The 15,620-nt window shown below is 73.7% G+C and carries 14 protein-coding genes; 5 read left to right on the top strand and 9 right to left on the bottom strand.

Annotated features, from left to right (window positions below; genetic code table 11):
• Nucleotides 1–14: 14 nt before the first annotated feature.
• Together ACIRRS_RS14305 and proC are read right to left on the bottom strand one after the other, a co-directional pair.
• Nucleotides 15–1,223 (bottom strand): MFS transporter, encoded by a 1,209-nt coding sequence (locus tag ACIRRS_RS14305; protein ID WP_402969766.1) that lies wholly within the window; start codon nt 1,221–1,223, stop codon nt 15–17.
• A gap of 85 nt (nt 1,224–1,308) precedes the next feature.
• Nucleotides 1,309–2,145: a pyrroline-5-carboxylate reductase gene (gene proC / locus ACIRRS_RS14300; protein ID WP_402969763.1), complete on the bottom strand. Its 837-nt coding sequence runs from the start codon at nt 2,143–2,145 to the stop codon at nt 1,309–1,311.
• 164 nt (nt 2,146–2,309) lie between these two features.
• Between proC and ACIRRS_RS14295 the strand changes: the two genes are divergently transcribed.
• Both ACIRRS_RS14295 and ACIRRS_RS14290 read left to right on the top strand, forming a co-directional pair.
• On the top strand, nt 2,310–2,756 hold the full coding sequence (locus ACIRRS_RS14295) for a hypothetical protein (RefSeq protein ID WP_402969760.1): 447 nt from the start codon (nt 2,310–2,312) through the stop codon (nt 2,754–2,756).
• A gap of 113 nt (nt 2,757–2,869) precedes the next feature.
• Nucleotides 2,870–4,189, top strand: a complete 1,320-nt coding sequence (locus ACIRRS_RS14290) for a hypothetical protein (protein ID WP_402969757.1) — start codon at nt 2,870–2,872, stop codon at nt 4,187–4,189.
• Nucleotides 4,190–4,195: 6 nt separating this feature from the next.
• Here the strand turns inward: ACIRRS_RS14290 and ACIRRS_RS14285 are convergent, their stop codons facing one another.
• The 5 genes from ACIRRS_RS14285 to ACIRRS_RS14265 all read right to left on the bottom strand — a co-directional run bounded on the left by ACIRRS_RS14285 (nt 4,196) and on the right by ACIRRS_RS14265 (nt 10,211).
• A complete protein-coding gene (locus ACIRRS_RS14285) occupies nt 4,196–4,723 on the bottom strand; it encodes a hypothetical protein (RefSeq protein WP_402969754.1) in 528 nt (175 codons plus the stop codon).
• An 80-nt stretch (nt 4,724–4,803) separates the two neighbouring features.
• Complete coding sequence (gene ilvD, locus ACIRRS_RS14280) at nt 4,804–6,648, bottom strand: dihydroxy-acid dehydratase (RefSeq protein WP_402969751.1); 1,845 nt, start codon at nt 6,646–6,648, stop codon at nt 4,804–4,806.
• 393 nt (nt 6,649–7,041) lie between these two features.
• The gene (locus ACIRRS_RS14275; protein ID WP_402970456.1) at nt 7,042–7,845 is read right to left on the bottom strand and encodes a sugar phosphate isomerase/epimerase family protein; all 804 of its coding nucleotides are present in this window, start codon (nt 7,843–7,845) and stop codon (nt 7,042–7,044) included.
• 467 nt (nt 7,846–8,312) lie between these two features.
• A complete protein-coding gene (locus ACIRRS_RS14270; protein ID WP_402969748.1) occupies nt 8,313–9,272 on the bottom strand; it encodes a Ppx/GppA family phosphatase in 960 nt (319 codons plus the stop codon).
• 78 nt (nt 9,273–9,350) lie between these two features.
• The gene (locus ACIRRS_RS14265; RefSeq protein WP_402969745.1) at nt 9,351–10,211 is read right to left on the bottom strand and encodes a glycerophosphodiester phosphodiesterase; all 861 of its coding nucleotides are present in this window, start codon (nt 10,209–10,211) and stop codon (nt 9,351–9,353) included.
• 295 nt (nt 10,212–10,506) lie between these two features.
• Between ACIRRS_RS14265 and ACIRRS_RS14260 the strand changes: the two genes are divergently transcribed.
• Entirely contained in the window at nt 10,507–11,328 is an 822-nt protein-coding gene (locus ACIRRS_RS14260; protein WP_402970454.1) for a hypothetical protein, read from the top strand.
• Between the two features lie 17 nt (nt 11,329–11,345).
• On the opposite strand, the gene ACIRRS_RS14255 is transcribed toward ACIRRS_RS14260, so the two are convergent.
• Nucleotides 11,346–12,515, bottom strand: coding sequence for an NADH-quinone oxidoreductase subunit D (locus ACIRRS_RS14255; protein WP_402969742.1), 1,170 nt, complete (start codon nt 12,513–12,515; stop codon nt 11,346–11,348).
• Entirely contained in the window at nt 12,512–13,528 is a 1,017-nt protein-coding gene (locus ACIRRS_RS14250; RefSeq protein WP_402969740.1) for an SAM-dependent methyltransferase, read from the bottom strand. Before ACIRRS_RS14250 ends, ACIRRS_RS14255 begins: the two co-directional genes overlap by 4 nt.
• Before the next feature lie 166 nt (nt 13,529–13,694).
• Here ACIRRS_RS14250 and ACIRRS_RS14245 point away from each other — a divergent pair, with 166 nt between their 5' ends.
• Together ACIRRS_RS14245 and ACIRRS_RS14240 are read left to right on the top strand one after the other, a co-directional pair.
• The gene (locus ACIRRS_RS14245; RefSeq protein ID WP_402970451.1) at nt 13,695–14,891 is read left to right on the top strand and encodes a sensor histidine kinase; all 1,197 of its coding nucleotides are present in this window, start codon (nt 13,695–13,697) and stop codon (nt 14,889–14,891) included.
• A 17-nt stretch (nt 14,892–14,908) separates the two neighbouring features.
• Nucleotides 14,909–15,598 carry a response regulator gene (locus ACIRRS_RS14240; RefSeq protein ID WP_402969738.1) on the top strand — a complete coding sequence of 230 codons (690 nt, stop codon included), beginning with the start codon at nt 14,909–14,911 and terminating at the stop codon, nt 15,596–15,598.
• Nucleotides 15,599–15,620: the final 22 nt, after the last annotated feature.

Raw genomic sequence — 15,620 nt, 5'->3', positions numbered from 1 at the left:
TGTCCGCCCCGGTGTCAGGGCGTGGCGGGTGCGAGGACGGGCGCCGGCGCGAAGCGCTCGGCCAGCGGCAGGACGGCGAGCACCAGCAGCATCGGGGCGAGCAGCGCCCAGCGGTAGGAGCCGGCGTCGGCGATGGCGCCGACGAGCGGCGAACCGATCAGGAAGCCCACGTAGTTGAAGAGGTTGAGCCGGGCCACGGCGGCGTCCGAGTCGGCGGGGAAGAGCCGGCCGCCGGCCGCGAACACCTGCGGGATGATCGCGCAGATGCCGAAGCCGAGCACGGTGAAGGCGGCGATGCCCGCCCAGGTGCCGGGCGCGGCGGCGGCGAGGGCGAAGCCGAGGGCGGCCAGCGCGGCGCCGACGCGCACCACGGGGACGGCGCCGAAGCGCTGCACCGCGCGGTCGCCGAGGGCGCGGCCGAGCAGCATGGCGACCATGTAGCCGAGGTAGGAGAGCTTGGCGAGGTCCTCGCGGCTGCCGAGGCCGTCGGTGAGGTACTTGACGCTGTAGTTGGAGACGGAGGCGTCGGCGATGTACGCGAAGGCCATCGCCAGGCAGAGCGGCAGCAGCGGGCGCCAGGGGATGGAGCGGGCGGCGGCCTCGGCGGCCTCCCGTACGGCGTCGCCGAGTTCGGCCGGTCCGGCGAACCGCGTGCCGGTGAGGAGGGCGAGCGGGGCGATCACCAGGGCACTGACACCGAACAGCGGCGGCAGGCCGAGGTCGTAGTGCGAGCCGAGCCCGGCGACGGCGGCGCCGAGGATGCCGCCGAGGCTGAAGGCGGCGTGGAAGCCGATCATGATCGAGCGGCCGTAGCGGTGCTGGAGGCCGACCCCGAGCATGTTCATACTGGCGTCCAGGGCGCCGACCAGCAGGCCGAACGCGCCGAGGGAGAGGGCGAGTTGCCACAGGGCGTCGCCGAGGCCGACGGCCGCCAGACTGAGGCAGATCGCGGGCTGGACGACGCGGAGCACGGCCCGGGCGCCGGTGCGCCTGACCAGCTGCTCGGAGGTCAGCGAGCCGACCCCGGCGAGGATCGGCACGGCGGCCAGGAAGACGGGCAGCAGGCCGTCGCTCAGCCCGTACCGGTGCTGGATCTCCGGGATGCAGGTGACCAGCAGCGCGAAGGTGACACCCTGGAGCAGGAAGCTGACGGCGAGCGCGGCCCGCCCGGCGCGAAGGCCGGGCGGGACGGGCGGGACGGCCAGGGGTGCTTCGACGCTCATGCGGGACCTCGCTACTGGCCGGTACGACGATGTTGGCCGAGAGCGTAGGGGGTGTACGGCGTTTGCGGGAGGGGTCGCGCAGCGGTCATTTCCCGCCGGAGGCCAGCTCCCGGGAGCGGTCCCGGGCCGCCTCCAGGGCGCCGAGCAGCGCGGCCCGCACCCCGTGGTTCTCCAGCTCGCGGATCGCCGCGATGGTGGTGCCGGCCGGGGAGGTGACCGCCTCGCGCAGCTTCACCGGGTGCTCGCCGGAGTCGCGCAGCATCACCGAGGCGCCGATCGCGGACTGCACGATCAGGTCGTGCGCCACCTGGCGGGGCAGGCCGAGCAGGATGCCCGCGTCCGTCATCGCCTCGACCAGGAAGTAGAAGTACGCGGGGCCGGAGCCGGACAGCGCGGTCGCCGCGTCCTGCTGGGCCTCGGGCAGCCGCAGGGCCTTGCCGACGGAGGAGAAGATCTCCTCCGCCCGCACCAGGTGCTCCTCGGTCGCGTGCGAGCCGCCGGAGATCACGCTCATCCCCTCGTCCACCAGGACGGGCGTGTTGGGCATGACCCGGACGACGGGCGTCCCGGCGGCGAGCCGCTCCTCGAACCAGGCGGTGGGGACGCCCGCCGCCGCCGAGATCACCAGCCGGTCGGCGCCGACGTGCGGGGCGAGCTCCTCCAGCAGGGCGCCCATGTCCTGGGGCTTCACCGCGAGGATCAGGGTGTCGGCGAGCTTCGCCGCCTCGGAGTTGGAGACGGCCGTCACGCCGTAGCGCCCGGCGAGTTCCGCGGCCCGCTCGGGGCGGCGGGCGGTCACCAGCACGTCCGCCGGGTCCTTGCCGGCCCGCAGCAGTCCGGAGAGCAGCGCCTCGCCGATCTTTCCGGTGCCCAGGAAGGCGATCTTCTGTCCGCTCGCCCCGCGTGCCCCACTGCTGGCCATGTCCGGCTCCTCACCTCGGTACTGCCGCCATCCTCGCACCGTACGGGCGGGCGGGGCGGGAGTGTCCGGCCCGTGGGCGGTTCTGCCGGGTGGAGGAGGCCCTCAGGGGAAACTCGGGGGTTTCCCCTATGGCCCGCGGGGCCGCACGGGAGCACCGTGGAGGTATGGCACACGACGAGATGTCCCGACGTGAGAACCGGCAACTCGCCGTCGCCTCGGCGACGGTGGGCCCGTGGCGGACGGCCGCGGGGGTCGGTGCGGTGGTGGGAGCGACCGCCCTGGGGATCGAGGCGATCACCGGGAACTGGACGCTCAGCATGCTGGCCGGTCCGGCCGGCTGGGGGCTGTTCTTCTTCTTCCTGGTCGGCTCGGTCGGCGGGCAGCTGCGCCGCGACACGACCGACCGGCGGCTGGCGCGCTGGGCGGAGGCGCACCCGTGGAAGTCGGCGCTCCCGGCGGCCGGCGGACTGCTGGTGCTGAACACCCTGGCGCAGTGGCTGCTCAGTGACGCCGGCCTGATCTGGGCGTTCTTCGAATCGCTCCTGCCCGCCGCCCTGCTGCTGGGCGTGGTCGGCGTGGTCGGGTCGGTGAAGCGCTCCCGCAAGGGCTGAGACCGGCGCATTCCGGGGTAAAACGCACCGAACTCGCGCGCCATGCGCGCGAGTTCACCACAAGGTGTGCCCCCGATCGACCAATCGTCACACCCCGTCGGCATACTGGCGCGATGCCGATAGCCGAAGATCCGCAACCGCGCCCCGACGAGGGTGACGAGGCGGGCGGGAAGGACCCGTTCGCGGACCTCGTCCTGGACGAGGAGTTCGTCAAGGGCGCCAGCGTCAAGGAGCAGAGCGGGCGCACCCGCATGCTCTCCGCGCGGTGGAAGCACACCCCGCCCGTCGACCCGGGCGGCCGCCGCTCGGTCAACGACGGGCCGGAGCCCGAGCGCCGCTTCGGCCGCAAGCCGAAGGCCCTGGCGTACGACGCGTGGGGCAACCTGAAGCCGGTCCGCTCCCGGAACTGGCAGGCGCCGCTGTTCGTGCTGCTGACGGTCGCCGTGCTGCTCGCCGCGCTGAACGTGGACGGGCTGCGCACCTGGCTGCACGGCGGCTCCTCGGACACCTCCGGCGCCCCCGCGCCCGTGCCCGTGCCGACCGTCGCCCCGGAGACGGCCAGGCCCACCACCGCGCCGCCCACCACCGACCCGGACCAGCCGACCCTCACCCGCCCCTGGGCCGGCTCCCCGGCCGAGGGCTGGCCGAACGGCGCCGAGGCGTTCGTGCTGCCCGAGGCCAAGGACGTCGGCGTCTTCTCCGCCGACCAGGTCGCCACGCGGTTGCAGTTGGTCAAGGACTACCTGACCGCCGCCAACCTCGACCCCAAGGTCATCGCGGGCGCCCGCCCGGACGCCGCGCTGGCGCTCCTCGACAGCCAGGACCGCGCCGACGCCGTCAACGCGCTCGACCACCCCAAGGAGAGCGCCAACGCCACCGGCTGGTTCGCCCGATTCGACCCGCGCGAGGCGCGCCTGATCGGCGAGGTCGTCAAGGTCCAGGGCCAGCTCACCTACGAGGGCGACGGCGACGGCGGCATCCTGGTCCACACCGACTTCACGTACGTCTACCCGGTGGCGCCCGGCCCCGACGCCGAGAAGCTGGCCGACGACCGGCAGGCCTCGCCCGGCACCCCGCCGCAGCCGGACCCCCAGGGCGGCACCGCCCACCCGGTGGGCCTGGTGGTCCGCGCGTCCGAGTCCTCCGGCGCCGACTGGACGGCCCGCACGATCGTCCGCAGGGTCGACGACTACCGCTTCTACGACCCGAAGCACTACCAGGTCGAGCCGAAGAAGCTGGTCGTCGCCAAGTCGCAGGCGACGAAGGGCAACAGCGCCTGCTACGTCTACGACGGCTTCCTGCACCCGCAGTTCCGCCAGTTCGCCCGGGCCGTCCCCGGCCCCGAGCGGACCGGTCCGACCAGCGACCCGTACGACCGCAGCAAGGGCCTGTCGGAGAGCCCCGCCGGGTGTGGCACGGTCAGCCGCAGCTGACCGCCGTCAGCGCTTGCGCTTGCCCCGGCCCGGCGCCTTGGCGTCGGGCCGGCCGCTGCGGCCCGCCCGGCGCTCGGCGTGCTGGGCGAGGGCCTGCTCGTAGGCCGCGCGCTTGACGGACTCGCCGGGGGCCTCGACCAGGCTGCGGGCGAAGTACGCGGCGAGGGTGCCGGCCCCGCCGATCAGCCAGACCGCGGCGAGCGACTTGTCCTCGGCCATCCAGCCGCTGAGCCGGTCCTTGCCCTCGGTGAGCACCTTCCAGGTGCGCATGACGGCCATCATCGAACAGATCGCGATGGCGGCGGTCAGCAGCCCGTTGAGGAAGCCCCCGCTCTTGGAGAGGCTGACGCCCTCCACGCCGAAGCGCAGCACGAGGGCGGCGGCGGCCGTGGCCAGCAGGGCGCCGGCGGAGAAGCCGATCCGGCGCAGCCAGTAGTCGCCGTCACGGTTCAGCCAGGTGGTGCCGAAGAAACGGATCGCCTCGGGCTCGGGGGCGCCGGGGGCGGGTGCGGTGGTGGGGGGCTGCTCGCTCACGCCGTCGATTATCCCCCGGAAGCCGCAGAGCCCGGGGAGCCGTCCCGTCGTTCGGAACGGCTCCCCGGGGTGGGCGGTGCTCAGCCGAGCAGGGTGACGTCCCGGACGGCGCCCTTGTCGGCGGAGGTGGCCATCGCCGCGTAGGCGCGCAGGGCCTGACTGACCTGGCGGTCGCGGTTCTTCGGCCGGTAGCCGCCCGCGGCCTCCAGGGCGGCGCGGCGCTCGGCGAGGACCTCGTCCGGGACCTCCAGGGAGATCGTGCGGCCGGGGATGTCGATGGCGATGGTGTCGCCGTCCTCGACCAGCGCGATGGTGCCGCCGGAGGCGGCCTCCGGGGAGGCGTGGCCGATGGACAGGCCCGAGGTGCCGCCGGAGAAGCGGCCGTCGGTGATCAGGGCGCAGGCCTTGCCGAGGCCGCGGCCCTTGAGGAAGGAGGTCGGGTAGAGCATCTCCTGCATGCCCGGGCCGCCCTTGGGGCCCTCGTAGCGGATGACGACGACGTCGCCCTCCGTGATGCGCTTGGCGAGGATCGCCTCGACGGCGTCCTCCTGGGACTCGCAGACCACGGCGGGGCCGCTGAACGTCCAGATCGACTCGTCGACGCCGGCGGTCTTCACGATGCAGCCGTCCTCGGCGAGGTTGCCGTACAGCACGGCGAGGCCGCCCTCGACGGAGTAGGCGTGCTCGACGCTGCGGATGCAGCCCTCGGCGGCGTCGGTGTCCAGCGACTCCCAGCGCTCGGACTGGGAGAAGGCCTCGGCGGAGCGGACGCAGCCGGGGGCGGCGTGCCACAGCTCGACGGCCTCGGCGGAGGGCGAACCGCCGCGCACGTCCCAGGTCTTGAGCCACTCGGCGATCGAGTCGGCGTGGACGGTGTGGACGTCCTCGTTGAGCAGCCCGGCGCGGTACAGCTCGCCGAGGATGGCGGGGATGCCGCCGGCCCGGTGGACGTCCTCCATGTAGTACGAGCCGTTGGGCGCGACCTTGGACAGGCAGGGCACCCTGCGCGAGATCGCGTCGATGGCCTGCATGTCGAAGTCCAGCTCGGCCTCCTGGGCGGCGGCGAGCAGGTGGAGGATGGTGTTGGTCGAGCCGCCCATGGCGATGTCGAGGGCCATGGCGTTCTCGAAGGCGGCGCGGCTCGCGACCGCCCGGGGCAGGACGGAGGCGTCGTCGCCGTCGTAGTAGCGGTGGGCGATCTCGACGACGGTCCGTCCGGCGTTCTCGTAGAGGGCCTTGCGGGCGGTGTGGGTGGCGAGGACGGAGCCGTTGCCGGGCAGGGAGAGGCCGATCGCCTCGGTGAGGCAGTTCATCGAGTTGGCGGTGAACATGCCCGAGCAGGAGCCGCAGGTGGGGCAGGCGTTCTCCTCGATGATCGCGATGTCCTCGTCGGAGACGTTCTCGTTGACGGCCTGGGAGATCGCGTCGATCAGGTCGAGCTTGCGCACGGTGCCGTCGACGAGGGTGGCCTTGCCGGCCTCCATCGGGCCGCCGGAGACGAAGACGGTCGGGATGTCGAGGCGCAGGGCGGCCATCAGCATGCCGGGGGTGATCTTGTCGCAGTTGGAGATGCAGATCAGGGCGTCGGCGCAGTGCGCGTTGACCATGTACTCCACGGAGTCGGCGATCAGGTCGCGCGAGGGCAGCGAGTAGAGCATGCCGGCGTGGCCCATGGCGATGCCGTCGTCGACGGCGATGGTGTTGAACTCGCGCGGGATGCCGCCCGCCTGCTTGATCGCCTCGGAGACGATCCGGCCCACCGGCTGGAGGTGGGTGTGGCCGGGGACGAACTCGGTGAAGGAGTTGGCGACCGCGATGATCGGCTTGCCGAAGTCCTCGCGGGCTACGCCGGCGGCCCGGAGGAGCGCCCGGGCGCCTGCCATGTTGCGACCGTGGGTGACCGTACGGGACCTCAGCTCGGGCACTGTGCTCCACTCCTTCGGGGCTCTCGCCGGCGCCCCGCCGGTGGGAGGGTGCGGGGGCCGTTGTGGGTACCGAGCCTACGCCCGCCGTCCGGCGGACGGACGGGCCGTCCGCGATGCGGTCACCCCGGTCGAGCCGGGATCGGGCGGGCTCCTGGCGGGCTTCCGGCGGACTTCAGGCCTGCTTCAGGCCGGAGTGACGGCGACGGTGAGGTCCAGGACGTACGGCTCAACGACCTGCCCGTCCGGCTAGCCGGGCCGCCCGCGGTCGTACGCGGCTGCCACCGAGCCGGAACTCGCGGCCGGTTCGCGGAAGTCGCACGGCTCGCTGAAGTCCTGGCCGTTCGTCACCGGTCCCCCTCGGTACGGCCGTTCGTTCCCGTGCGGGCCCGGCCGTCAGCGTACGCGCGAGGGGGCGGCCAGGTGCAGGCGCGTGAAGGCGAGGGCCTCGGCGAGATCGGCCTCGCGTTCGGCGGGGGAGGTGGCGCGGCGGGTGTTGACCTCCAGCACCACGTGGCCGTCGAAGCCGGTGCGGGCGAGGTGTTCCAGCAGGTCGGCGCAGGGCTGCTTGCCCCGGCCGGGGATCAGGTGCTCGTCCTTGCCGGAGCCGCTGCCGTCCGCGAGGTGCACGTGGGCGAGGCGGTCCCCCATCCGCTCGACCATCGCGAAGGTGTCGATCCGGGAGGTCGCGACGTGCGAGAGGTCGATGGTGAAGTGCCGGTACTCCTCGTCGGTGACGTCCCAGCCGGGGGCGTAGGCGAGGACCTCGCGGTCCTTGTAGCGCCAGGGGTACATGTTCTCGACGGCGAACCGGACGTCCGTCTCCCCCGCCATCCGGTTGATCCCCTCGACGAACTCGCGGGCGTACTGGCGCTGCCAGCGGAACGGCGGGTGGACGACGACGGCGCTCGCGCCGAGCTTCTCGGCGGCGGCGCGGGCGCGGACCAGCTTCGTCCAGGGGTCGGTGGTCCAGACCCGCTGGGTGATCAGCAGGCAGGGCGCGTGCACGGCCAGGATGGGCAGCTGGTGGGTGTCGGAGAGCTTGCGCAGGGCGTCGAGGTCCTGGCTGACGGGGTCGTTCCAGACCATCACCTCGACGCCGTCGTAGCCGAGCTTGGCGGCCAGCTCGAAGGCGACGACGGTGCTCGCCGGGTACACCGAGGCCGTGGACAGGGCCACCTTGGTGTCGGGGATGTGCAGGCCGGGGTGGCGGGGCAGGACGAGGCGGTCGGTGGTGCGCAGCAGCGGGGGGCGGGCGGCGTCGCGCTTGGCGGCCTTGACCGAGCGGACGGACTGGACGGCGGCCTTGGCGGCGCCCGCGGCGCGGGCGGTGCGGGTCTCGGCGGCCTGCCCGTCGGCGTCCGTCCGCCTGCTCGGCTTCTGCAGCGCCTGCGGCTTCTGTTGCTTCTGCGGCTTCCGGGCGGTGGTCTTCTTCGCGGCGGCCTTCTTGGCCGTGCGCTGCGCCGCCTGGACGGCCTTGGCGGCCTGGGCGGCGGTGGCGCCCTTGACCGCCTCGCCGAGCCGACGGCGCGGGCCGTCCGACCGCTGCCGCCCGTCCCCGGGAGCGCGGCCCTCCCGCGCCCCGTCCTCGTCCGCTGGTTGCACCACGGGAGACAGCGTAAGCGGACCGCGCTCCGAACGGGGAACGGGTCCCCGCTCCTCGGCGCTCAGCTGGTCAGCGCGGGGCGGCGGTCGGCGGGGCTGTCCATGGCGTCCAGGCGGCGCAGGATGATGCCCTCGCGCAGGGCCCACGGGCAGACGTCCAGCTCCTCCAGCCCGAACAGGTCCATCGCGGCGTCGGCGACGATCGCGCCGGCGAGCAGCTGCTTGGCGCGGCCCTCCGAGACGCCCGGGATCTGGGCCCGCTGGGCGACGGTCATCGCGGACAGCCGGGGCAGCCAGGCCAGCAGCCCGCCCCGGGTGAGGCGGCGGTCGGCGTACGGGCCGGCGTCGGCGGGGGCGGCGCCGGTCATCCGGGCGAGCTGCTTGAAGGTCTTGGAGGTGGCGACGGCGTGCTGCGGGGGCCCGAGCCGGGTGATCTCGCCGACCACGGTGGCGATCTCGGCGCGGACGTGGCGCCTGAGGTCGCGCAGCCCGTCCGGGTCGGCGATGTCCTCGGGCAGCCAGCGGGCGGTGAGGCGGCCGGCGCCCAGGGGCAGCGAGCAGGCCACGTCGGGCTGCTCGTCCGGGCCGCAGGCGATCTCCAGGGAGCCGCCGCCGATGTCGAGGTTGAGCAGCCGGCCCGAGGACCAGCCGAACCAGCGGCGCACGGCGAGGAAGGTCAGCCGGGCCTCGTCCTGGCCGGAGAGGACCCGCAGCTCGACGCCGGTCTCGGCGGCGACCCGGCGCAGCACGGCCTCGCCGTTGGCGGCCTCGCGGACGGCGGAGGTGGCGAAGGGCAGGATGTCGACGACGCCCTTGTCCTCGGCGACGCGCAGCGAGGAGGCGATGTGGCCGACCAGCCGCTCGACGCCGGTCTCGCTTATCGCGCCGTCCTCGTCGAGCAGTTCGGCCAGGCGCAGCTCGGCCTTGTGGGAGTACGCGGGTACGGGGGCAGCGCCCGGATGGGCGTCCACCACGAGGAAGTGGACCGTGTTGGAACCTACGTCGAGTACACCGAGTCGCATAACTCTCCACGCTACGCGATCCGGCCCCGGGGCAGGCCGGTTGCGGAGGTATTCGCGCTGGTCACTGACGGTACGCGGTCAGTGACCTCGGGGCGCGACGCGGCGTTCGGGGCGGCAGTTGGCGTCCGCCCAGCGGCGGGCCGGGCCGGGGAGGTCGGTGATCAGGCCGTCCGCGCCGCGGGCGGCCATGGTCTGCCAGTTCTCCTCGTCGTCGACCGTCCAGACGTAGACCTCGCGGCCCGCCTTGCGCTCCTCGGCGATCCGGGCGGCGCCGGCCAGCGTGGACTCCAGGGCCACGCCGCGCAGCGGCAGGTCCCCCGGGTTCTCGGCGAGCCCGGAGCCCTGGATGAGCACCATCGGCAGGGCGGGGGCGGCGGCGTGGGCGCGGCGCAGGTGGTCGGCGGAGAAGCTGTAGAGGACGACGTGGGCGCCGCTGCCGGCGGCGATCCGGGCGATCCGGGTGACGTCCTCGGGGGTGCGCTGCCACTTGATCTCCATCAGCAGCGTGGCGTTGCTGCCGTCGAGGCGCTCGAGGAGCTGCTCCAGGGTGGGGACGGGCTGGGCGGGGCCGGGGCCGATGGTCACCCGCAGGGCGGCGACCTGGGCGGCGGTGAGGTCGCCGACGGCGCCCTTGCCGTTGGTGGTGCGGTCCACGGTGGCGTCGTGCATCAGCACCGGGACGCCGTCGCGGGTGGTCTGGACGTCGGTCTCCAGCCAGTCGGCGCCCTGGTCGAGGGCGCTGTCGAAGGAGGCCATGGTGTTCTCGGGCGCGGTGCGCGGGGAGCCCCGGTGGCCCACCACGAAGGGGGTGTCGCAGACGGGCGGCGCGGAGGCGGAGCGGGCCCGCAGCGCGGGGCCGGCGGAGGCGCAGCCGGCGGCCAGCACCGCGAGGGCGGCGAGGACGGCCGTCTGGGCGGCGGCGCGGGGCTGCACGGTCACGGCGGGGGTGGCTCCTGCTCGGGGTGGGCGTCTGTCCGGTGCGACGGACCGGAGGGCCGATTCGGTTCAAACCGCCCCAAAAGCGCTCGAATCTGACGGCCCGCCAGTTCTCCCGGTCGTCGAAGACCGTACCTCCCGGCGCCGCGGGCGCACGCCGCAATTCGCCCCCGCGCCGCACGCCCGTCCCTCCCGGGCCGCGCGAAAGCTCTACCCTTACCGGGTGGCACCAGCAGAAACGTCCAAGAAGAAGGCCAAGGCGAAGCCCGCGGCCTCCCCCACCCCCGTCGATCTCGCGATGCCGACCCTGCGCCGCGAGATCCCCCGCGACGAGGTCCCGCTCGACTTCCCGCGCGCCTGGGTCGAGTTCGCCGACCCGGAGGACGCCGAGCAGGTCTTCCGCTGCGACCTCACCTGGCTGACCTCCCGCTGGTCCTGCGTCTTCGGCCAGGGCTGCCACGGCATCCGCGAGGGCCGGGGCGCCTCGGACGGCTGCTGCACGCTGGGCGCGCACTACTCGGACGAGGACGACGAGAAGCGCGTCATGAAGCACGCCAAGCGCCTCACCCCCGAGCTGTGGGAGAACCACCCGCACGGCACCGACGCCAAGGGGCGGCTCGTCACGGACGGCGGCGTCACCATGCTGGACGAGGACGGCGACCGCCAGACCCGCCGGGTCAACGGCGCCTGCATCTTCGTGAACAGCCCCGGCTTCGCGGGCGGCGCCGGCTGCGCCCTGCACGCGCTGGCGCTCAAGGAGGGCCACGAGCCGCTGGAGTTCAAGCCGGACGTCTGCTGGCAGCTGCCGATCCGCCGCACCTACGACTGGATCGACCGCCCCGACGACACCCGCTACCTCCAGGTCTCGATCGGCGAGTACGACCGCCGCGGCTGGGGCCCGGGCGGCCACGACCTGCACTGGTGGTGCACCGGCGCCCCTGCCGCGCACCAGGGCGCCGAGCCGGTGTACGTCAGCTACCGCCCCGAGCTCACCGAGCTGATGGGCAAGGCCGCGTACGGGGTGCTGGCCCGCCTGTGCGAGGAGCGGATCGCCACCAAGGGCGACCGCAAGGTGGCCCCGCACCCGGCGGACCCGGTCAAGGCCAAGAAGAAGCCGTAGTCCCCATTGCCTGTCGACTACTTGTCGATGTCCCCGACCACGAAGAACATCGACCCCAGGATCGCCACCATGTCCGCCACCAGCGTCCCGGGCAGCAGCTCGGTCAGCGCCTGGATGTTGTTGAAGGACGCTGAGCGCAGCTTGAGACGCCACGGCGTCTTGTCGCCGCGCGAGACCAGGTAGTACCCGTTGATCCCGAGCGGGTTCTCCGTCCAGGTGTAGGTGCTGCCCTCGGGGGCCTTGAGCACCTTGGGCAGCCGCTGGTTGACGGGCCCAGGTGCGAGGGTGGCGATCTTGTCGAGGCAGGCGTCGGCGAGGTCCAGGGAGTTGTGGGTCTGCTCCAGCAGGCACTCGAAGCGGGCCAGGCAGTCGCCCTCCTCGCGGGTGACGACGGTGAGCACCTGCCTCAACTCCTCGCTGCCGTACGCGAGGTAGGGCTCGTCCCGGCGCAGGTCGAGGTCCAGGCCGCTGGCGCGGGCGATCGGCCCGCTGACCCCGTACGCCTGGGCCTGCGCGGCGGTGAGGACGCCGACGCCGGCCGTGCGGGCGCGGAAGATCTCGTTGCCGAGGACGAGGTCCTCGAAGACGGGCAGCTGCGAGCGGACGACGCCGACGGCGGTGCGGACCCGGCCGAGCCAGCCAGCCGGCAGGTCCTCCTTGAGGCCGCCGACCCGGTTGAACATGTAGTGCATCCGCCCGCCGGAGGCCTCCTCCAGGACGTGCTGGAGGTCCTCGCGGCCGTTGAAGGCGTGGAAGACGGGCGTGATGCCGCCGAGTTCCAGCGGGTACGAGCCGAGGAACATCAGGTGGTTGAGCACCCGGTTGAGCTCGGCGAGCAGGGTGCGGACCCACACCGCCCGCTCGGGGACCTCCATGCCGAGCATCCGCTCGACGCCGAGCACGACGCCCAGCTCGTTGGAGAAGGCGGAGAGCCAGTCGTGCCGGTTGGCCAGCATGATGATCTGCCGGTAGTCCCGGGCCTCGAACAGCTTCTCCGCGCCGCGGTGCATGTAGCCGATCACCGGCTCGGCGGTGACGATCCGCTCGCCGTCCAGCAGCAGGCGCAGCCGCAGCACGCCGTGGGTGGCGGGGTGCTGCGGGCCGATGTTGAGCACCATGTCGGTGGTGCCCGCCTCGCCGGTGAAGTTCTCGGCTCCCGCCCCGATGCCGACCGTGGTCTCCCTCATGACCCCAGAGTCTGCCATCCCGCCAGGGGCTCCAGGCTTTCCGGTACCGAGATGCGGACGGCCTGCACCAGCCACCCGAAGCCGCCCAGCCCCGCCGGGTCGGTCAGCTCGGCCCCCTCCCCCGCGCCGCTCAGCGCGCGCAGGTACCCCGCCGGGTCGGTGGAGGCGAGCGCCAGCGGCGGCCGCCCGCCGCTCACGCCGAGGGCGCGCAGGGCGGCGCGCTGCTCCGTCCACAGGCTGTGGAGACCGGGCACGGCGATCGCGTCCAGGGCCACGTGCGCGGTCACGTCGCGGGAGCCGTCCGGTACGGGCGCCACCTCGCGGCCGTCCCGGAAGCCGGCCAGCGTGCCGAAGGGCGGCCGCCGCCCGGCCGTGTGCCCGTAGTCGACGGCGACGGCCAGGCCCCGCTCCAGACCGGCGACGGCCCGCGCCCAGGCGGCGTCGCGGGGGCCGCCGAACTCCACCCGCTCCCCCGGCTCCTCGACGGGCCACCAGCGGGCGGCCCAGGCCGCGTCCTGCGCCGAGACGGGCCCGCCGAGCCGCTCCTCGCCCGTCGCGGTCTCCACCTCGACGTAGCGCAGCGCCCCGGCGTCGTCCACCTCCCCGACGTCCAGCGGCACGTTGTCCAGCCACTCGTTGGCGAACAGCAGCCCGCTGACCCCGCGCGGCGGCTCGCTCGTCCACAGGGCTGTGGACAACAGTCCGGCCGGCCGGTCCGCGATCTCGACGCCGTACGGGCGCAGCCGCGCCCGCACCCCCTCGGGCAGCTCGGCCAGGACCCCGGTGATCAGCTCCCCCCGCCCGGCCCCGACGTCGACCAGGGCCAGCTCCTCCGGCCGGCCGAGGGCCTCGTCAACCTCCAGCAGCAGCCGGGCCACCGCACGGGCGAACCTCGGCGAGGCGTGCACCGAGGTGCGGAAGTGCCCGGCCGGGCCCTCGGGCCTGCGGTAGAAACCGCCCTCCGGGTCGTACAGCGCCTTCTCCAGGGCGGGCGCCCACCGCATCCACGTCATGCAGCGGGACGCTACCGGGCCCCGGAGCCGCCCCTCCCCCCACCACGGGGACGTCTCCGACCTACGGAGTAGGGGCGGATCGCCCTACCGGCGGACCTGGGCACCGTGCCCGACTGCCTACGCTGGACACGTGCATCGACTCAACGCCTGGCTCCGCCGACACCCCATGGTGGTCGACTCCGCCTGGGCGGCGGTCGTGCTGTTCCTCGGCGTCCTGCCGAACGACGGCAGCTCCGACACCGGCTGGCGCCTCGACGCGCAGATCGTGGTCGCGCTGCTGCTTCCGCTGCTGATGGTCTTCCGGCGGCGCTACCCGGACGTCACCGTGGGCGGCGCCACCGGCGTCGCCCTCGGCCAGATCGCGGCCAACGTCGACCCCGGCATCTCCTCCATCGCCTACCTCGTCTTCGCCTACACGGGCGCCGCCTTCGGCCACAAGTGGACCTCCCGGCTGGCCCTGGTCGCCGGGGCCGCCGCCGGGCCGCTGGTGTACTGGCGGATGCACCCGGTCAAGACCGTGATCGACAACTCGGGCGACGCGCACACCCACCCGTACGGCCTGGGTGAGGCGGCGCTGATCATGCTGCTGATGAGCACGCCGTTCATCCTGTGCTGGGCCTGGGGCCGGCTGACCCGGGTGCGCCGCGCGTACCTGACGGAGCTGGAGGACCGGGCCGCCCGGCTGGAACGCGAACGCGACGCCCAGGCCAAGGTCGCCGTCGCCGCCGAACGCGCCCGCATCGCCCGCGAACTCCACGACGTCGTCGCCCACAACGTCTCCGTCATGATCGTCCAGGCCGACGGCGCCGCGTACGTCCTCGACAACAACCCCCACCAGGCCAAACAGGCCCTCACCACCATCGCCACCACCGGCCGCCAGGCCCTCGTCGAGATGCGCCGCCTCCTCGGCGTCCTGCGCACCAGCGACACCACCGACGACTACGTCCCCCAGCCCGGCGTCGAGGAGCTCCCCGAACTCCTCGACCAGGTCCGCACCGCGGGGCTCCGCGTCGACTACACCACCACCGGCGACCCCCTCGACCTCCCCCGCGGCGTCGAACTCACCGTCTACCGCATCGTCCAGGAAGCCCTCACCAACGTCCGCAAACACGGCGGACCCCACGCCCACGCCCACGTCACCGTCGACTACGGCGACCGCGAACTCGCCGTCCAGATCGACGACGACGGCCGCGGCACCACCACCACCGACCACCTCACCACCGGCGGCGCCGACGGCCTCGGCCACGGCCTCATCGGCATGCGCGAACGCGTCGGCATGGTCAGCGGCAACCTCGAAACCGGCCCCCGCCCCGGCGGCGGCTTCCGCATCCGCGCCACCCTCCCCCTCAAGACCGCGCACTGACTGCCCAGGAGCCACCTTTGACCATCCGCGTGATGCTCGTCGACGACCAGGAGCTGCTGCGCACCGGCTTCCGGATGATCCTCCAGTCCCAGGGCGACATCGAGATCGCCGCCGAGGCGGGCGACGGCGCCCAGGCCCTGGAACGGCTGCGGCACACCCCGGTGGACGTGATCCTGATGGACGTCCGGATGCCGCGCCTGGACGGCGTCCAGGCGACCCGCCGGATCTGCCTGGCCGAGGACGGCAGCCCGCTGCCGAACGCCCCGCGGGTGCTGATCCTCACCACCTTCGACCTGGACGAGTACGCCTTCGCCGCGCTCAAGGCCGGTGCCAGCGGCTTCCTGCTCAAGGACGTCCCGCCGACGGAGCTGGTGGCCGCGATCCGCTCGGTGCACGGCGGGGAGGCCGTGGTCGCCCCGACCACCACCCGCCGGATGATCGACCGCTTCGCCGAGGTGCTGCCCACCCCGAACACCGCCCCCGGCTCCGATGCGATCGCGCCGCTGACCGAACGCGAGCGGGAGGTGTTCCTGCTCGTCGCCCAGGGCCTGTCGAACGGCGAGATCGCGGCCCGGCTGGTCCTCTCCGAGGCCACCGTGAAGACCCACGTCGGCCGCATCCTGGCCAAGCTCGGCCTGCGCGACCGCGTCCAGGCCGTCGTCCTCGCCTACGAGGCGGGCCTGATCCGGGCCGGAGCGGCGGACTGACGGCCCCGTAGACTGGTGCGGT

It is taken from the genome of Kitasatospora sp. NPDC101183 (genome assembly GCF_044767945.1).
Classification (GTDB): Bacteria; Actinomycetota; Actinomycetes; order Streptomycetales; family Streptomycetaceae; genus Kitasatospora.
The sequence above is the reverse complement of the archived record's forward strand: the minus strand, read 5'-3'. Positions and strand labels throughout refer to the sequence as shown.